This is a genomic window from Providencia sp. PROV032 (assembly GCF_028484875.1).
Classification (GTDB): domain Bacteria; phylum Pseudomonadota; class Gammaproteobacteria; order Enterobacterales; family Enterobacteriaceae; genus Providencia; species Providencia rettgeri_E.
Genome location: NZ_JAMPSX010000007.1, coordinates 123,644 through 142,270 on the forward strand (window position 1 = coordinate 123,644; position 18,627 = coordinate 142,270).

Annotated in this window: 19 protein-coding genes; 4 read left to right on the top strand and 15 right to left on the bottom strand. The window is 35.9% G+C overall.

Annotated features, from left to right (window positions below):
- Positions 1-12 precede the first annotated feature (12 nt).
- Positions 13-1,155, top strand: coding sequence for a trans-sulfuration enzyme family protein (locus PSF42_RS08205; protein ID WP_125891503.1), 1,143 nt, complete (start codon positions 13-15; stop codon positions 1,153-1,155).
- Between the two features lie 50 nt (positions 1,156-1,205).
- On the top strand, positions 1,206-1,550 hold the full coding sequence (locus PSF42_RS08210) for a DUF3088 family protein (RefSeq protein WP_272679814.1): 345 nt from the start codon (positions 1,206-1,208) through the stop codon (positions 1,548-1,550).
- A gap of 72 nt (positions 1,551-1,622) precedes the next feature.
- Here PSF42_RS08210 and dmsD read toward each other — a convergent pair whose 3' ends face one another.
- From dmsD to PSF42_RS08245, 7 genes are all read right to left on the bottom strand, one after another.
- Complete coding sequence (gene dmsD, locus PSF42_RS08215; protein WP_272679815.1) at positions 1,623-2,324, bottom strand: Tat proofreading chaperone DmsD; 702 nt, start codon at positions 2,322-2,324, stop codon at positions 1,623-1,625.
- A gap of 38 nt (positions 2,325-2,362) precedes the next feature.
- On the bottom strand, positions 2,363-3,220 hold the full coding sequence (locus PSF42_RS08220) for a DmsC/YnfH family molybdoenzyme membrane anchor subunit (protein ID WP_272679816.1): 858 nt from the start codon (positions 3,218-3,220) through the stop codon (positions 2,363-2,365).
- 1 nt (position 3,221) lies between these two features.
- Positions 3,222-3,839, bottom strand: coding sequence for a DMSO/selenate family reductase complex B subunit (locus PSF42_RS08225; RefSeq protein ID WP_125891499.1), 618 nt, complete (start codon positions 3,837-3,839; stop codon positions 3,222-3,224).
- 10 nt (positions 3,840-3,849) lie between these two features.
- Entirely contained in the window at positions 3,850-6,276 is a 2,427-nt protein-coding gene (locus PSF42_RS08230; RefSeq protein WP_272679817.1) for a DmsA/YnfE/YnfF family dimethyl sulfoxide reductase, read from the bottom strand.
- A 476-nt stretch (positions 6,277-6,752) separates the two neighbouring features.
- Positions 6,753-7,502 (bottom strand): energy transducer TonB, encoded by a 750-nt coding sequence (locus PSF42_RS08235; protein ID WP_272679818.1) that lies wholly within the window; start codon positions 7,500-7,502, stop codon positions 6,753-6,755.
- 284 nt (positions 7,503-7,786) lie between these two features.
- Entirely contained in the window at positions 7,787-8,257 is a 471-nt protein-coding gene (locus tag PSF42_RS08240; protein ID WP_272679819.1) for a hypothetical protein, read from the bottom strand.
- 391 nt (positions 8,258-8,648) lie between these two features.
- On the bottom strand, positions 8,649-9,119 hold the full coding sequence (locus PSF42_RS08245; protein ID WP_272679820.1) for a multidrug/biocide efflux PACE transporter: 471 nt from the start codon (positions 9,117-9,119) through the stop codon (positions 8,649-8,651).
- Positions 9,120-9,229: 110 nt separating this feature from the next.
- Here PSF42_RS08245 and PSF42_RS08250 point away from each other — a divergent pair, with 110 nt between their 5' ends.
- Entirely contained in the window at positions 9,230-10,090 is an 861-nt protein-coding gene (locus PSF42_RS08250; RefSeq protein WP_272679821.1) for a LysR family transcriptional regulator, read from the top strand.
- Between the two features lie 179 nt (positions 10,091-10,269).
- Complete coding sequence (locus PSF42_RS08255) at positions 10,270-10,749, top strand: DUF4822 domain-containing protein (RefSeq protein WP_004262272.1); 480 nt, start codon at positions 10,270-10,272, stop codon at positions 10,747-10,749.
- 74 nt (positions 10,750-10,823) lie between these two features.
- On the opposite strand, the gene idnO is transcribed toward PSF42_RS08255, so the two are convergent.
- From idnO to PSF42_RS08295, 8 genes are all read right to left on the bottom strand, one after another.
- Positions 10,824-11,591, bottom strand: coding sequence for a gluconate 5-dehydrogenase (gene idnO, locus PSF42_RS08260; RefSeq protein ID WP_125891493.1), 768 nt, complete (start codon positions 11,589-11,591; stop codon positions 10,824-10,826).
- 56 nt (positions 11,592-11,647) lie between these two features.
- Positions 11,648-12,691, bottom strand: coding sequence for a zinc-binding dehydrogenase (locus PSF42_RS08265; protein WP_272679822.1), 1,044 nt, complete (start codon positions 12,689-12,691; stop codon positions 11,648-11,650).
- Between the two features lie 19 nt (positions 12,692-12,710).
- Positions 12,711-13,991 carry a TRAP transporter large permease gene (locus PSF42_RS08270; RefSeq protein ID WP_272679823.1) on the bottom strand — a complete coding sequence of 427 codons (1,281 nt, stop codon included), beginning with the start codon at positions 13,989-13,991 and terminating at the stop codon, positions 12,711-12,713.
- 25 nt (positions 13,992-14,016) lie between these two features.
- Entirely contained in the window at positions 14,017-14,577 is a 561-nt protein-coding gene (locus PSF42_RS08275) for a TRAP transporter small permease (RefSeq protein ID WP_272679824.1), read from the bottom strand.
- Between the two features lie 172 nt (positions 14,578-14,749).
- Positions 14,750-15,766, bottom strand: a complete 1,017-nt coding sequence (locus PSF42_RS08280) for a TRAP transporter substrate-binding protein (protein ID WP_272679825.1) — start codon at positions 15,764-15,766, stop codon at positions 14,750-14,752.
- A 56-nt stretch (positions 15,767-15,822) separates the two neighbouring features.
- Positions 15,823-16,971 carry a galactonate dehydratase gene (dgoD, locus tag PSF42_RS08285; protein WP_125891488.1) on the bottom strand — a complete coding sequence of 383 codons (1,149 nt, stop codon included), beginning with the start codon at positions 16,969-16,971 and terminating at the stop codon, positions 15,823-15,825.
- Positions 16,958-17,584 (bottom strand): 2-dehydro-3-deoxy-6-phosphogalactonate aldolase, encoded by a 627-nt coding sequence (locus PSF42_RS08290; protein ID WP_125891487.1) that lies wholly within the window; start codon positions 17,582-17,584, stop codon positions 16,958-16,960. The genes dgoD and PSF42_RS08290 overlap by 14 nt, the downstream gene beginning before the upstream one ends.
- A 23-nt stretch (positions 17,585-17,607) precedes the next feature.
- Positions 17,608-18,606, bottom strand: a complete 999-nt coding sequence (locus PSF42_RS08295) for a 2-dehydro-3-deoxygalactonokinase (protein ID WP_272679826.1) — start codon at positions 18,604-18,606, stop codon at positions 17,608-17,610.
- Between the last annotated feature and the right edge of the window lie 21 nt (positions 18,607-18,627).

The window sequence follows — 18,627 nt, forward strand, 5'->3', positions numbered from 1 at the left end:
TGCGATTTATTTATGAAAATTAACACCAAAGTTATTCATGGGTATCCCATGACAGATAAATATACCGGCAGTTCTTCTATTCCGTTATATCAATCATCCACATTTTCACAAGCCAATATTGAGGAAAGTTACGACCATATTTATTCGCGTTTTTCCAATCCAACAAGAGATGCATTAAGTGAGGCTATTTGTGCGATTGAAAATGCGAAGTTTGCTGAGGTTTTTTCTTCAGGAATGGCAGCAATAAGTGCCGTATTGCTTAATTTTAGCCAGGGCGACCATATCGTTGCCTGCAAAAATATTTACGGTGGTTCTTTCCAGTTAATGACTGAATTTTTACCGCGTTATGGTATTTCAGTGACCTTTGTAGATGCGACTAATCCGTTGAATTATGAACAGGCTATGACGGAAAAAACGAAAGCGTTTTATATTGAAACGCCGTCTAATCCAACGTTACAAATTACTGATTTAAAATCGGTTATTGGGATAGCGAAACAGCATAATATTATTACCATCTGTGACAATACATTTATGACGCCGTTGTTATCAGAGGTGATATCTCTTGGCATTGATTTTTCTATTAATAGTGCGACTAAATTTATTAATGGTCACAGTGATGTGATTTTGGGAACAGTGGCGACGAATAACCCTGAATATGCGAGGTGGTTACATAAATCTGCCGTTGCGATTGGCAGTATTGCCGCACCATTTGATAGTTGGCTGACGATGCGAGGTTTAAAATCGATGGCAATGCGGGTTGAACGAGCCAGTGAAAATGCTCAAAAACTTGCAGAATATCTGAATGAACACCCCAATGTGCAGCAGGTGTTTTATCCGGGATTGGTTTCCCATCCAAATCATCTTGTGCATATGCAACAATCTAAAAATGGCGGAATGGTGGTTTCCTTTGACTTGGGCTGCTATGAAAATGTGAAACGGTTTCTAGATGCGATTCGCATTCCATTAGTGGCGGTCAGTTTAGGGGGCATAGAATCAATTATTTCATACCCTAAAATGATGTCCCATGCGTGTATTCCCGAAGAAGAACGTTTACTTCAAGGGGTAACGGACGGTTTATTACGTTTCTCTTTAGGTTGTGAAGATATTGATGATTTATTAGACGATGTTGCTTCTGCTTTATCACAGATACAGTAGTTAGTTATTATCGATTTATTCTTATTACTCTAACCATATTAGGTATCATAATGAAATGTAAATTGTATCTTTTAGACATGGGGTTTTCAGATGAAAATTATGCAGGAGACACTTTTTTCTGCCCTGATTGTACGATGTTAGAAGGTGTTTTGGCGAAAAACCCTAATTTAGCTGATTTTATTGAAGTGAGTTATGTCGGCTTTGAAAAACCAAGAGAGCCGTTAGTTTCGTTAATTGGTGAACAAAATCAATCATTGCCAGTTCTCATGTTGCCGACAGGTATTAGCTCTGCATATCAATCAGGTTGCGAAAATAATATTGCCTATATTTCTGATTTAGATAGCATAATTTCCTTCCTCAGCGACACCTACCATACACCTAAAAAGCATCCATAATATGTTTACCTCCCTCTTAATAGCTATGCTATTGAGAGGGAGTTTGCTGCATAAAATTCCGATATGTAAAACTTAAAGGCAAAGTTCTTTATTCGCTGGGTTTAATTGCGCTGTTTGTTGGATATATTTTAACGTTTCAGTAGCGAGCAGTGCGCTGGCTACATAAAATGCATTCCCACTTTGTAATTGCATTTTTTCTAAATAGCGATATACCCAAGGTAAAAAATGTATTTCTAGAAATTCACGTAATAATTCTGGTTTATTTTCAATCATCCAAGCGGTGAGAAGAAATAATAGCCCTACATGATCTTCTGGTTCTTTTTGATTTAATTCAATATTAATTTGGTTATTACGAAGCCATGCTCTTAATTCAAGTGTCGAAATACCAAAAATAACATTTTCTTTATCAAGATAAACGGAACCCCAAGGTGGTGCAGGTAATGCATAAGGACCAATAAATAAGCGCTGGTAGGCCTCTTGTAATGTTTCTGTTTCAGAAAGACTATCTTGAAAGAGTTTATCAATAGATTGGCAATCATAATCCTGAGTAAATGGCCACTCAGCTAACCATTCGCTCGTTGTAAATAAATCAATTAACGTATTTACGCGTGCATCAGAAGGATCATAATAAAATAATGCTCCCAAAGTTTGCGCACAAAGCGAAAAATCTGCCAATAATTTTTGTTCCATATTTGTCCACTTGCTATGTTGATGATGATGCGTTGGTGTGATCGTAGCGAAACATGAGATTGTTGTCGATGATAAGAAAGTCATTAACCTTCTTATCATCGTAAAAAACAATGAATTAGTCGTTAGCCTGCAACAGCCATACCCACCGTCATATGCAGCCCGTAGAAAATGCCTCTACCAATCAATTCACCAAAAATCACCAATAATACGGCGACTAGTAGCCCAATAATTGAAGGGTTTTTCATTTTAACATGTGGGTAAATCCAGAAAGCTAGCCCCAATGTTAAGCAAACAGTACGCCATCCCATCAGTGAGGCATAATCAGGAACAAGATCCGATGCTTTTTGTACCGAACTTTGGATAGATCCTAATTCAAATCCTTGTGCCGTTACCAAAATACTGCTCGCAATCACCGCCACAATGCTGATTAAGGTAAAAAAGCGGACGTTATTGATATCATAGCTTGCTATGCGCAATAAAAATGCGGCAAGAACAGGCCCCGCAATAAAACTGGTTAAGATAAACTGCAAACTACCATAATGATTAAACCAAGTTGGGACGGTATCAATTTGGTATACGCGAGATATGGCATAAATAAATATTGCCGCACAAATAATTGTGACAATTAACCAAATAGTACCAATAGACTTGGGCATCTTCTTCAATAATGACAGTAACCAATACAGCCCACCTAAGATAAAGAATATTGAGCCACTGACTATTTCATTACTTAGCGCAGAGTGACCAACGCGTATCATTGAATTGAAGGCGCGCATCGGTGACCCCATATGCAACATGGACAGTAAAAAGCCAATTCCCATTAACGCCCATAAACCGAACATGCTCATGACAATCCTATGATGCTGTTCTTTTATGGGTTTAATTAATAATACCAGAGCCATAAGTATAAATGCGCCAGCAACACTTTGACCTATAACAGTAAAGAAGATTAACGGATATTCATGTAAACCTGCGCCCATTTTAAACTTCCTCCGGATTTGCTAAATAACCTGTGGTGTCGCCAGCAGGACGGCAATTTTCATTGAGATTTAACACAATATTGGGTTTGGTATAGTGTGCTGCAGGTAGAGGCGCTATCTCATTGATAGTACCGTATTTTGTACGTAATTCTTCAATAGGCCCGAAATCTAATGCACGTAGTGGACAAGACTCGACACAAATGGGTTTTTTACCTTCAGCTACACGTTCATAGCAGCCATCACACTTCGTCATATGTCCTTTAACTGCATCAAACTGAGGTGCACTATAAGGGCATGCCATATGGCAATAACGGCAGCCAATACAAACACTTTCATCGACAACGACAAAGCCATCTTCACGTTTATGCATCGCGCCACTTGGGCAAACTTTAACGCAAGCAGGGTCTTCACAATGGTTGCATGAAATGGAAACATAATAAGAAAATACATTTTGATGCCATGCACCATCTTGCTCTGTCCAGTCACCGCCTGCATATTCATAAATACGACGGAAATGAACATCAGAAGATAAATTTTTAAAATCTTTACAGGCGAGTTCGCACGTTTTGCAGCCGGTGCAACGTTGTGTATCAATATAAAAACCATATTGTTGTGACATACCGGGCTCCTTATAGTTTAGCAATTTCAACTAAGTTAGTATGCTGAGGGTTCCCCTTAGCAAGCGGTGAAGGGCGTTGAGTCGTGAGGACATTAATACACCCGCCTTGGTCTACTTTTTTGCCAAACATATCGGCATCTAACCAAGCCCCTTGGCCCATAGCTGTCACGCCTGGAATGATCCGTGGTGTCACTTTTGCTGGAATATGAACTTCACCTCGATTATTGAAAACTTTGACCATATCACCCTGTTTAATACCACGCGCTTTAGCATCTATTGGGTTAATCCATATTTCTTGGCGACATGCCTGTTTCAAGATATCAATGTTGCCATAACTGGAGTGCGTTCTGGCCTTATAATGAAAACCTGTCATTTGTAATGGGTATTTTTTATTAAGACTATCGGTATGGCTTTCAAAGCCTTCGGTGTAAATTGGTAACGGGTCAATCACATCATCAGGTGCTAATTGCCATGTTTTCGCTATTTCAGCTAGGCTTTCAGAGTAGACTTCTATTTTCCCGGAAGGTGTCTTCAATGGATTGGTTTGAGGATCCTCTCGAAAGGCTTTAAATCCAATGACATGCTCATCTGGGCATTTGTGCTTGAAAATACCCACTGTTTTCATTTCTTCATAAGTTGGCATGTCAGGGAAGCGTTCACGGCTTTTTTCACATAAATATTTAACCCATTCGTGTTGGGTGCGGCCTTCAGTGAATTTTTGTTCGACATCAGGGCCTAAGCGTTTGGCTATTTCAGACAAAATTTCATAGATGGGCTTACGCTCAAATTTAGCGCTAGTGGCTGGTTGGCCTAAGATCATGTATGACATGTTTCCTGCAGACTCACTAGGAATAAGATCTTCTTGTTCGGTAGGCATTAAATCAGGTAGTAAAATATCGCAATATTTTGCAGATGCTGTCATGAAGTGGTCGATACCAACAATCATTTCACATTTGCTGTCATCTTGTAAAATCTCATGGGTGCGAGCGATATCACTGTGTTGATTTATCAATGTGTTACTGGCATAGCACCATAAAAATTTAATGGGAACATCTAATTTATCTTTCCCTTTTATACCATCATGAATAGCAGTCATTTCTGTACCGCGTTCGATAGCATCTGTCCATGTGAAAACGGAAATTTGAGTTTTGACTGGGTTATCGAGCATTGGAAACCATTCAACACCGGAATCATAAGTGTCTTCACGACAGCCTGAATTTCCACCACTGATGCCAACATTCCCCGTAATAATGGCTAACATGGCAATTGCTCGAACGGTTTGTTCACCATTTGAATGACGTTGAGGGCCCCAGCCTTGAACAATATAAGCGGGTTTTGCTTGGCCTATTTCACGGGCTAACTTAATGATTTTATCTGCTGGGATACCTGTAATTTTAGCGGCCCACTGTGGTGTTTTAGCCACCCCATCAGTACCTTGGCCTAAAATATAGGCTTTATAGTGACCATTTTGAGGAGCAGAAGCTGGTAAGGTTTTTTCGTCATAGCCGATACAGTATTTATCAACAAACTCTTGGTCGACCATATCCTCAGTAATAATCACGTAAGCTAATGCAGCAGCGAGTGCACCATCAGTACCAGGGCGAATAGGTAACCATTCATCTTCTCTACCAGAAGCTGTGTCATTATAACGAGGGTCAATAACTATCATGCGCGCATTGGAACGTTCACGTGCTTGTTCGACATAATAAGTCACACCTCCGCCACTCATACGAGTTTCCGCGGGGTTATTTCCAAACATCACAACTAATTTTGTATTTTCGATATCATCAGGGCTGTTGGCTTCTTGAGAACCATACAGATAATTCATACCCGCACGAATTTGCGCGGTACTATAACTGCCATAGCGGCTCAGGAAACCACCACATGAATTCATTAAGCGGTAAGGAACATTTGAATTGGTGATATTACCGCCGTCAACACCCGTTCCATACAAAACATGAACAGCTTCATTACCATAATTTTTTAGCGTATCGCGTAAGCTATTGCCGACAGTATCTAGGGCTTCTTCCCATGAAATTCGGACAAATTTGCCTTCTCCACGTTTTCCTACGCGTTTCATTGGGTATTTCAATCTATCCGGGTGGTTCATTCTCCTGCGGATTGAACGACCACGTAGGCAAGCTCTTACTTGATGATTACCATATTCATCTTTCCCGGTAGTATCAGACTCAACCCAATATACCTCATCGTCACGAACATGAAGGCGTAATAGGCAACGGCTACCACAGTTGACGGTACATGAACTCCAAACGGCTTTTTCTTCAGGAGATGTTGAGTTTTGAGTGTTATCGATTGCTTTTGCATTAAAAGGAAGTGATAAACCACCGACTGCAGCAAATAAACCGCTGGCAGTGCCAGATTTCACGACATTGCGCCTTGTGATAGGGCTATTTAATAATTTATTTTTTGTATTCATTGATATTAGCCTTTATGACCATATTAAATATAGTGTTATTCAAGGGCTATGTTACTCTGACATATTTAGTTTTTTTTGCGCCATATCAACGAAGTTATATTTGCAAAACTGGTAACTTTTTCATAATAAATAAATATTAATGATAATCGATATCACTCTAACATCATGAATAAAAAGATTTTTCCTGTTTTTTTATTAGAGGCTAAAAATTTGGAAATGTTAATATTGGGTTTAATATAGAAAATATTTCTCTTGGTAAGGAGTTTTCGGGAAATAGGGGGAATATCTTTGACAGTATTGTCGAAAAATAATAATAAATTTCTCTCGGATCATTTATTATTCTAAAAAAATAATGAACTTTAATATTATTAAAAGAATTGAAAAGTAAATGTAGAATAATTATCTATAAGTTGGTCATCTAATATCCTATTAAGGTGTCACTTTTTAGTGAGAATAGTTTTTATTTTTAAAGGTGGTTAATTAAATTCAATATTGAGTGTTATCGATTGAGCAAAACCTGCTGGTGGTTTACCGACAGAACGACTTTTTTGTACCGCAAGTAAAGCAGCCTGGTCCAATAAATCACTTCCTGAACTACTTGCTAAGCGAATTAAGCTAATTTCTCCGGTTTGGCTTAGTTGGAATTGAATTGTTGCAATACCACGGTTTTTCATTTTTTTTGCGCGGCGAGGGTATTGTTTATTTCTCTCAACTTCTTGGCGTAGTTTTTCACGGTAAGCATTAATTAATTGGCTATTAGTATCACTGGTTGCATATTGGTTTTTAGGGCCTTTTATTCCTGCTGATTGAGACGAAACGAGGTCACCTGCTCTTTGTTGTTGTGCGATCGGCAAATCGTTTTTAACCTCTGAATCAGCTTGTTTATGCATGTTTTCAGTTCTTTTTTTTGTCAGTTCTCTAGGTTTTACAGGCTCTTTTGGAGTTTTGATTACCTTTTTTTGCTTTTTAGGGACAACAATAGCAGCGTGTTCCGCTATTGGGCTGGGATCTATTTTTATCTCAGGAAGGGGGTCTGTAGGTTGGGGGAACTCTTCAGGTTCTGCAACGTTGACAGCTTGAGTTAATGCGATCGAGATAATAGGCGCATCCTGTTGTGCCTGGTTTTTTAAGGACAATGACTGAGCCGTAACATAGGTTAAATACCCAATAACAAGAACATGTAATGTTATTGATAGAATAAAAGTCATTAATTTTCGACTCATCATAAAACCTCAATATTTTTTCTCATTGAACCTAAAGAGGGCAAACCATACAGGTATTAAGTAGTTATGTTCGAACTGTAACTTATAAGATAAAATAATGACTCGAATTATATGTTAATAATTATCAATTGCAAATGATAGTTATTATCAACTTTGACGGGTGTATTTCATTACATATTAATGCTTTGATTTTTAAAAGAATATTATTCAAAATCAAAAGGCTTGGTGAGTAACCAAGCCTTTTGAGGCTAACTGTGTGATAAATCAGCGAAATGTCATTCTCTTTTTTACGACTTTGTCTGGCTCCTACTTAAGTGTTGTTGTACTGCGTATTTGATTGAGGCGGATTGGTTGTTTTCGGTAAAGCTCAAGGCGACAGCGGCTTTTTCATGGTCATCCATCACTAAAAAGCTTTTGCTGATACCATTAATTTTATCTTTTGATAAATTACCCGCTTTTATATGTGAATTAATAGCTGCTTGATTCACTGCGGACATATTATTTTCATTGAAACTTAATGCAGTAACTGCTTTTTCATGCAAATTCATTTGTGCAAAAGATTTCGTCACACCTTGAATACCATTAGGCGATAAATTAGCGGCTTTTGCATGGTAAGCAATAGCCGCTTGGTTTGCATAAGCGGTATTATTTTCAATAAAATTGAGAGAAATAATGGCATTTTTATGGGCAGTTACGTCTGCTTGAGCACTTAGACTAAATACCAATAAAAATGCAGAGGAAATAAATAATTTGTTCATCGGAATACCTTTAAATAACATTTCCTATATTTGGGACAAAATAGTGGATAACTTTATATAAATCAGTTCTCAAAAATGAAGGTAAAGCATTTTTAACGCCTATTTTTACACTCTATCTTAGGTATGTTATTGAATAGATAAACTTATCTAAGCTGTATTTTTATAAAGTTATCGTAGAAATAATCATAGCGATGCCGTAAATATAGGTGATCGTGTTCAATGATAAAATTGATATCTATGCAAATGATGAGTGCATAAAACGCATTCGTCATTTTGTATTCACAAAAGAAAAGAGAATTATTTTGGCGTTTTTATCGGTGTTTTGAAATATAAATAACGCCGTGTAAATAATAAGCTACACGGCGTTAGAATACTTAATTAATATTTTAAATTAAGAGCGTTTAACCACTGTTTCTGGTACGTGTATTGTGTTCTCTTTATTCGCAAACCAACGGTCACGTAACTTGTCATATCCGAGGTTAAATGCATAGGTATAAAATAAGAAAAAGGTAAAAAAACCGATTTCAAGTAAGAATGCATCTAAGAATGACATTTTGAGTAAAAACGCCAACATGGGTACACCCATGATAACAAAGCTTAATTCAAAGCCAACGGCATGAAAAATACGTACTTTGGCCGGGCGAGACCCTTTAGATAAAGGCCAATAACGGTCAAAGATCATGTTATAAACCACATTTAATAGCATTGCCAGTGTCGATAAAACAATTGCCACTGTTCCCATTTGGAAAATTGAGCGTCCTAAAAGCCACGCACTGACCGGTGCAGTTATTGCGATCGCAATGACTTCAAATGAGACTGCATGAAAAATTCGCTCAGTTAATGTTTTTGTATGCTTGCTCATAACTACCTCAAAGATATAGAAAATTATTTTTTTGGATAAAAATCGGGTGCAATTATTTGCTATTTTTTATATATATACAAAATGGCAGCCATCGAAAAAAGCGATACCTTATGAATTATTCTATAGAAACATTGCGTACTTTTGTGGAGGCAGCATCCTTAAAATCATTTTCTGCTGCAGCCCGTAAGTTGAATAAAAGTCAATCAACCGTCAGTACGACGATCAGTGGTTTTGAAGATGATTTAGGGTTTGCACTGTTTGATAGGCAGGGGCGTGAATCAACATTAACTTTTGCGGGTAGAAAAGTCTTAAGTTTAGTTGAGGATATTTTATCGGCAGACGAGCGTCTTCAAGCGCTTAGAGTTGAATTACTGCCGGATATTGAACCTAGATTAAGTTGTGCTTTTTCAGATATTTATCAGCCTCCGCATGCTGAGCATATTTTAACGACATTAGATAGGCAATTTCCACATCTTGAATTCGAATTTTTAATCGCAGAAAATAATGCCGTTATCGAAATGATCCAAAACCAGCAAGCTCACGTTGGTATGATGGAATCCCGAACAGAATATCCTGCGGATATTTCTTTTTCTCGTTTACCTATTCAAGGTGAATTAGGTTTATATGTATTAAATAGCCATCCATTAGCTAACGAAAGAAAAGTTGACTATCAACATTTAACAACAACTCGTCAACTGCAGCTAAGCAGTAGTAGCCAAATTATTATTAATAGTGAAAAAAACTGGTATGCACCTAATTATTTATTATTATTAGAAATGGCAGAACAAGGTGCCGGTTGGGCTATATTACCAACATGGTTAGTTAAGCAATTTGGCCATAATCGTTTGGTGAGCATTAATTATGATTTATGGCCACGTAAAATCGATGTGGATTTAGTTTGGTCTAAGAATAATCCACCGGGAAAAGCGGGTTATTGGTTGATTAATAAATTGCTTAATAGCCAAGATTAAGATTATTAATACTAAAATCGGTGAGTTTTCAGTATATTTTATAGTGTAAAATAATCTATGCTAAATGTAATAAGATGTTATCTTGTAAATAAACGTAATATAATTTTAAAAATTGGTTTTATATCGCTAATCTAAACTTAATCAGACTGTTGTTTGAGTTAATTTATTAGAGGATAAAAATGAAAAAATTATTAGTACCTACACTCTTTGCTGTTGTATCTACTATGTCATTTGCTGTTCAGGCAGCGACAACACCGGCAGCAAGCCAATCGCAAAACGCGGAACATAAATTAAATGCTTACGAAGAAATTATGGTAGGCAAAGTTTGGACAACAACAGAAGCTTTAGATCAAGATAAAAAAGAAGTTAATGCGGATGATAAGCAAGTCGCTAACTTTTTTGGTTTAGCTGAGTATTATCCAGACGGTACATTTAATATGACCACGTTTGATGGAAAACCTAAAATGAAAGGTGACTGGTCATTTGATGAAAATGGCAAAACTCGCTCATTAACAGCGAAAGATGACGAGGGTAAAGTTTTATTTACTCGTGTTGTCGAAAATGTCACGGTAACTCCTGAAGAATATACGTACCGTATTTATCCAGAGCAAGATAATAAAGATAAGTACTTTGATATTGTTCATAAAGTTAAAAAATAGCTGTAGGAAATATAATATTATTGAGAGAGAAAAGGATTTCTCTCTCTTTTAGAATTTAAATTAATGTTTACATACTAGACAACAGCTCGCATACCACCATCAACGTAAATGATATGACCATTAATAAAATTTGAAGCTTCCGATGCTAAGAGTATTGCAGCCCCAATTAACTCTTCAGGCCTCCCCCAACGTGCTGCGGGTGTTCGTTTATATAACCATTCTGAAAACTCGCTATCTTCAACAAGTGCTTTGTTGAGCTCAGTATCAAAATATCCCGGAGCAATACCATTGACTTGAATATTATATTTAGCAAGCTCTGCACACATTCCTTGAGTCATCATTTTGACTGCACCCTTCGATGCTGTATAAGGTATAATCGTTGCTCTTCCTAGCTCGCTTTGCATTGAACAGATATTAATAATCTTACCGCTATTACGTTGGATCATGTATTTTGCAACTTGCTGTGAAAGCATAAAAACAGCTTTTTGATTGACATCTATGATTTTATTCCAGTTTTCTTCAGGGAAATCAACAAGAGGATATCGATATTGTATACCGGCATTATTGATTAATATATCAATTGGACCAATGTTGTTTTCAATATTAAGGATGGCATCATTCAAGGCATCATAGTTTGTTATATCAAAAACAAAAGCTTGGGCTTTTATATTTAATTTTTTTAATTTTCTAACACTTTCATCAGCTTTACTTTGTTTCGTTGAATTAATAATGATTTCTGCACCATATTCCCCTAAACCTTTAGCCATAGTAAAGCCAAGACCTTGTGAAGATCCAGTGATTAAAGCTCGTTTACCTGTTAGGTCAAAAAGATTATTTTTCATTATGCCTCGATCTAATTTTTATGATTAAAAATTAATAAATTATTTTAATCAGACACTTAGTCAAATATCAATTGAACTTTAGCTGATTTTGTTTTATCTGCTGCGAGTAAAATGGCTTGTTCTGCATCACAAATCGGTAATTCTGCACTAATTAATGGTAGAGGATCTACACGTTTATTCTCTAGCCAGCTAACAGCACATATAAATTCATTAGTGAAGCGAAACGAACCTTTTAGTACCAATTCCTTTGCTACAAGTTCCATTAATGGGATAGCCGTTAAGCCACGGCTATTTCCAACTTGGATTATTGTTCCTTTTGGTTTAGTCACTTGAAATATTAGTTGAATAGCAGATTCAGCACCAGATGCGTCAAAAGAAACATCGAAATAACCTTTATTATTCTTAAAAAATTCAATTTGTTTTGAGTTAACCGGATTTACTACGTTGTCAGCACCCATTTTTAAAGCAAGCTGACAACTTTTATCACTGATATCAAATACGGTAATAGATTCTGCACCTGATGCTTTAGCAGCAGCAACAATTAAACAACCAATAGGGCCAGCACCTGAGATTAAGATATGTTTACTAATTAGACTTCCAGCAAGATTAATACTATGGATTGCAACTGATAATGGTTCAGCAAAAACCATTACTTTCTCAGGGACACTATGATGATAAGGTATACAGCGAGTAGGGTGTATTGAGAGATAATCAGTAAAACCCCCATGAACATGAGGAGTTCGCATTGCACTCCCCCAAAAATAAATATCACTACAGTGGTTATTGTCGCCTTCTAGGCAATAATGACAATGACCGCAAGATAATGATGGATTAAGAGCGACTTTTTGTCCTATTTTAAGTGTTGAATTTAATGGCGTCTCAATGACTTCACCGACAACTTCATGTCCTAATATCATTGGATGCTGCAGTGACAAGTCTCCTATGCCACCATGAAAATAATAATGAATATCTGAACCACAAATTCCTCCTCGAGTCACTTTAATTAAGGCATTTTTATCTGAGGAATGTGTTTCTAGATACTCTAATGCTAATTCTTTTATGCCTTTTATATAGCAGGCCCTACCCTTATATTTTTTCATTTTCACAAACTCCTAAAGTTTATATAAACCAACCGAGAGGAACTAATACAAGTTCAGGAAATAAAACCAATAAAAATAACACTAATATTTCGGCAATAAGAAATGGAATTACCCCAATAATGAGTTTTTCAATCGGTATTTTACCTACCCCACTAACTACATTTAATATGGCACCAACTGGTGGAGTTAATAATCCTATTGAAACGCACATGATAAAAAGAACACCAAAATAGACGGGATCTATTCCAGCTGTTTTTAAAATAGGGATTAATATTGGAGTAAGTACTAATACAGTAGGTGTAAGGTCCATTGCAGTTCCGATGATTAAAATTAATAACATTAGTGTTATTAAAAGTAATGTTTGGTTATGCATAATAGGCGATAATATTTCAATGAGCTGACTTGGAATATTAGCTGCGGTAATTAACCAAGCAGATAAAGAAGCAGCACAAACTAAGAACATGACAATGGAGGTTGTTTTTGCTGAATTTAATAGTAATTGAAAAATATCTTTAATTTTTATTTCTTTATAAATAAACATGCCTACTAATAATGAATAAGCAGCAGCAATAATGGCAGCTTCTGTTGGGGAAAATATGCCAAATCGTAGTCCCCCAATAATAATAATAGGTAAGATTAGAGCCCAAATACCTTCAGCAATTATTTTATAACGTTGATTTATTGGTACCTTAGAAGAAGGTGGAACACTTTCAGATTTTACACCAAAAAATTTCCAAGTGAATATTAATGCTAAGGCCATAAGAATTCCAGGAAAGATACCAGCCATAAATAATTTTGTAATTGATACTTGCCCACTAACGCCGTATAAAATCATTGGTATTGAGGGAGGGACAATAGTTGCAATTATTCCGCTAGAACCTATTAATCCTCCAGCCCTAAAAGGGTTATAGCCAGCTTTTCGCATAAGTGGTAATAACATTGCAGTTAAAGCTGCGGTATCCGCAATTGCAGAACCGGAAAGTGCCCCCATAATTAAGCCCGTAATAATAACCACGTAACCTAATCCTCCTTTTATATGGCCAACACAGGCATGGGATATATTGATTATTTTTTGGGTTATACCACCATGATTCATAAATTCGCCAGCTAACATAAAAAAGGGAACAGCAAGCAAGGGAAAGTTATTGGAGCCATCCCACATATTCTGAATGACTATCTCAGGATCAGTAAATCCTAGCCAGAACATTAATACTATCCCACTTATCATTAAAGAAAATGCAATAGGAATACCAAGCATAATAGATATCAGAAGTATCCCCACAAAAATTAATATAGTCATATGGTTAATCTCTCAAATTATCAAACTATTGGTTTTTATAGGGAGTGTTTTCTATTTCATTACTCTCTAAATTATCTAACATTGATTGCTCTAGCTCTATATCTGATACATGACCTAAAGCAAAACGGATAATATTAATTAAAGAAATAATGATAAACATTACACCGGAAATATAACTAACCCCATAAACCAATAGCATACTTATCATCATGACGGGAGATAAGTTCAATAATAAAATATCATGCTGAAGATAAGTCCCATAAAAAATATACCCACCACAAATTGATATTAATAGCTGTCTTAATAACCAACATATTTTTTTTCCTAGTTTGGGTAATCGGGATACTAAAATATTAACATTGATATGTGTATTTTCTTTTAATGCAATAATGGCGCCAATAAAAGTGACCCATATAAATAAAAACCTAGGTAATTCTTCAGCGATATCGATAGAGCTGTTTATAGTAAAACGTAATAATATATTAGCTAATAGAAGAATAAACATGACTGCCATACAAGCAACCAAGATATTATCTAATAATTTATAGAATATCTGTTCTAGTATTCTTAGTGATTTAATTGTCATGTATCCTCCTACATGCTGTATGTAGAGTGTTATAAATTCTAAATTAATTCCATAAAACAATTGCAGTCAGATTTATTTAATTCAGAATAAATCCGACTGACAGTTTTTTATTTCAACTATTTGGTTTGTGATAAATAAAAACCTATTCATACTCTAGATATGGGAAGGTCTGCTATTTTCTTCTTGCATTTTCTACTTCAGAAAAATAATTGTTAACAAATTCCTCACCAATAACTGGAATATATTTATTTACAATAGGTTTAACAGCTTCTCGTAATTTATCTATTTCAGCAGGATCTAATTTTTCAACAGTTACCCCCGCATTAGTCAATTGCTGAATGACATTTTTATCAGCCTCTGTCATCACATTACGGTGAAACAATTGTGCTTCTTTTGCTGCACGTTGTACTGCTTGCTGATCTTCTGGTGTTAATTTATCCCAAAAACGTTTTGACACTAAAATTATACTTGGCGTATATACATGATTAGTAATAGTTATATATTTTTGTACTTCCTGCATTTTATTTGCATACATATGAATTAGAGGGTTTTCTTGGCCATCAATAACACCTGTTTCTAAAGCAGTAAATACTTCAGAGAAATCCATAGGTAAAGCATTAACACCCATTGCTTTAAATGTTTCTAATGCAATTTGATTTTGCATTACACGAATTTTTAATCCTTTTAAATCCTCTGCTTTATTAATAGGGTGTTTATTATTGGATACGTTACGAAATCCCGTTTCTACCCAAACTAAGCCGACTAAATTTAAAGGTTCTAATAATTCGAACATTTGTTGACCCATAGGACCACGGAAGACGGCATCAACTTCTTCCATATTATTAAATACAAAAGGAATATCAAAAGCTTGTAATTCTTTTACTCGACCTGAAATAGGCGCTAAAGAGCCGTAATACAATTCCTGAGTGCCAGCTTGTGTGGCTCTTAACATTTTTTCATCACCACCAAGTGTGCCACCCGAAAAAACCTGAATTTTTACTCTCCCATCAGTATATTTATTTACTAAATTGGAAAAATATTCTACTGTTTGAGATTGCGGGTGTTCATTCGGCATTGCATGACCAATTTTTCCAATTAACGTATTTGCAAATACACTACTACTAAATATTAGTGTTGCAGCCATGCTAATTATTAACTTTTTACTATTTTTTAAGAAATAAGAATTCATGGTAGCCTTCCTCATAATTAGGTTTAATACTGAAGTATTAATTTATATTGCTTGTATTACCATTCAGCGATAGCGCCATCAGCATTTCGCCATATAGGGTTACGCCAATCTGGCGCATTTTTGCTTTTTTCAATAACCAGTTCTTCATTAACTTCTACACCAAGCCCGGGTTTATTGTTTGGATAAAAATAGCCATCGGTTATTGAGAAATCTTCTTTGTTAAGAATATAATCTAATAGTTCAGCTCCTTGGTTATAATGGATCCCCATACTTTGCTCTTGAAGGACCGCATTGTGAGAAACAAAATCAATATGTAAGCATGAAGCTAATGCTATAGGGCCTAATGGGCAATGAGGTGCCAAGCCAATGTCATAAGATTCGGCCATCGCTGCTATTTTGTAACATTCGGTTATTCCGCCTGCATGAGATAAATCTGGTTGAACTATGGATAACCCACCATTTGCGAATACACGTTTAAACTCAAAACGAGAATACATTCGTTCTCCTGCAGCAAGGGGAATATGAGTTTGATCTGCTAATATGCGGTAATATTCGGCTTGTTCTGCTAATACAGGTTCTTCAATAAATAATGGGCGGTAGGATTCGAGCTCTTTAATAAGTATTTTTGCCATAGGTGCGGATACTCTGCCATGAAAATCCAAACCAAACTCAATATCATTTCCAAAAGTATCGCGTATTTCTGCGGCAATGGAGACTGCTTTATCAATTTTTTTTGAGTTATCAATGAGTGCCATGTCTTCACAGCCGTTGAGTTTAAATGTATCAAAGCCAATAGTTTTAAGCTTATTGATGCTATTGATTACATCTGAAGGTCTATCTCCTCCAACCCAGCTATAGGCTTTTATTTTGTCACGAGATAATCCGCCAAGTAATTGATAAACAGGGACTCCTAGTGCTTTACCTTTTATGTCCCATAAGGCTTGGTCAATACCGGCTATAGCGCTCATGAGTATTGGTCCGCCTCTATAAAAACCGCCACGATACAAGGTTTGCCAAATATCATTGATACGTGATGGGTCTTTTCCGATAAGATAATGGCTAAATTCATGAACAGCAGCTTCAACTGTTTTTGCTTTTCCTTCGATTATGGGTTCTCCCCACCCAACAATACCTTCATCTGTTTCTATTTTTAAAAACATCCAGCGAGGGGCTAAGCGATAAGTAGTTAATTTAGTTATTTTCATTTTGGATCTCTCTATAGGCTTTAATGAAAGCTTGTGCTTTTTGTTTGGTTTTTACAGGGGATTGCCCTGCTTTATAAAGCTCTCCACCTAATCCTGCTCCAATACATCCTGAATTAATATATTGCTGAAGATTATCTAAAGTTATTCCTCCAACAGCAAAAATGGGAATATCTTTAGGTAATACTGTTTTTAATGCTTTTATATAATTAGGACCAAAACTTGTTGCTGGGAATATTTTTAAACTTTTAGCTCCAGCAGAAATGGCGGAGAATGCTTCACTTACTGTTGCACACCCAGGGCAGATGACCATATTATATTTTATTGCTGACTTAATTACGTCAGAATTAATATTCGGGGTAACTATTAATTGACAGCCTATATTAGCTAATAGGTCAACTTCTTCTTCTTCAAGTACTGTTCCTGCTCCTATTAGTGTTTTTTTTCCGTAATGTTTTACAGCTTCTTTAATACTTATTTGCCAATCAGGGGAGTTTAACGGAATTTCAATGGCTTGAAATCCAGCTTCAATTAATAATGGGATATGCTGATGTATCTCATTTGGTTTTATTCCTCTAAGGATCGCAATTAGGGGAATATGATTTTTCCAAGTCATTTAAGTTTCTCCATAACTTACAATTATTTTATTAGTTGTATTTTTTGAGCGATGGATATAGCACCTAAGCCAGATAAGGGTTTAATTGCTTCTTCATTTTGGGTGGTGATGCTGCCATGAAAGAAACCATCATGACTAATTAAAATAGCTAAAGCTTGTTGTAGAGTTTTTTTTCCACATATTATAATGTTAGTGTGTGGTTTTATATTTAAAGCTTTGTGGTTTTTGATAGTTAAAATATCAGAGTACATTACCGCACCAAGTAAATAATTAGCTATTTGCCTTTTAGTTGAATGGCTAAACATTGATAAAACTCGGATCATAAAGCAACTGCGTGCTAATCCAACTTCCTTACATGATTTGGCACCGCGAATAAGATATTCTTCATCTATTTCATCGGCAAATTTATTTCCTAGTGATTGAGCTAGAATAGTATTTTGGGTTATTACATCTAATAATTCTCCTGCCATTGTTGTTGCGCAGCTAATAATTTTTTGTTTATTATTAATTTTTACGAATTTTGTGTGTGTTCCTGGTAGGATAATTAAGGTTTCTTGTTTTATATTAAAATAGTTTATGGCGCCAATTACTTCAGTTTCTTCACCTCGCATCATATCCATTTCTTCAAAATTAATAATATTGATTGCAGGTAGGCGATTCTTTATTCCAGGAATAAACCAGATAGGGTAACTAGTAATATCAGGAATAATTTTTTCAACCATATTATTTGCTAGTTCATTAATACCAATAGGAGTTATTAAATGAGGAAGTTCGTAAAGTCCTAGGTTAGAAGTAATCATACCTGAAGCAATAATAGGTATCGAATTATCTAATATTAAATTAGCTTGAGCTAATGCATTATCTAGTGCTTTCTTTATACCTAAAGCTAGCGTCTTTGTGCTCCCTGTTAGTGCGGTATCTCTAATACCAATTGTTTCAATGACTTCAGCAATCACAATCCCATCTTGCCATACTCTGACTCTAGTATTAGTTGTTCCTGAATCAATAGTCACAATAGACATATTACTTCCTCAATATATAGT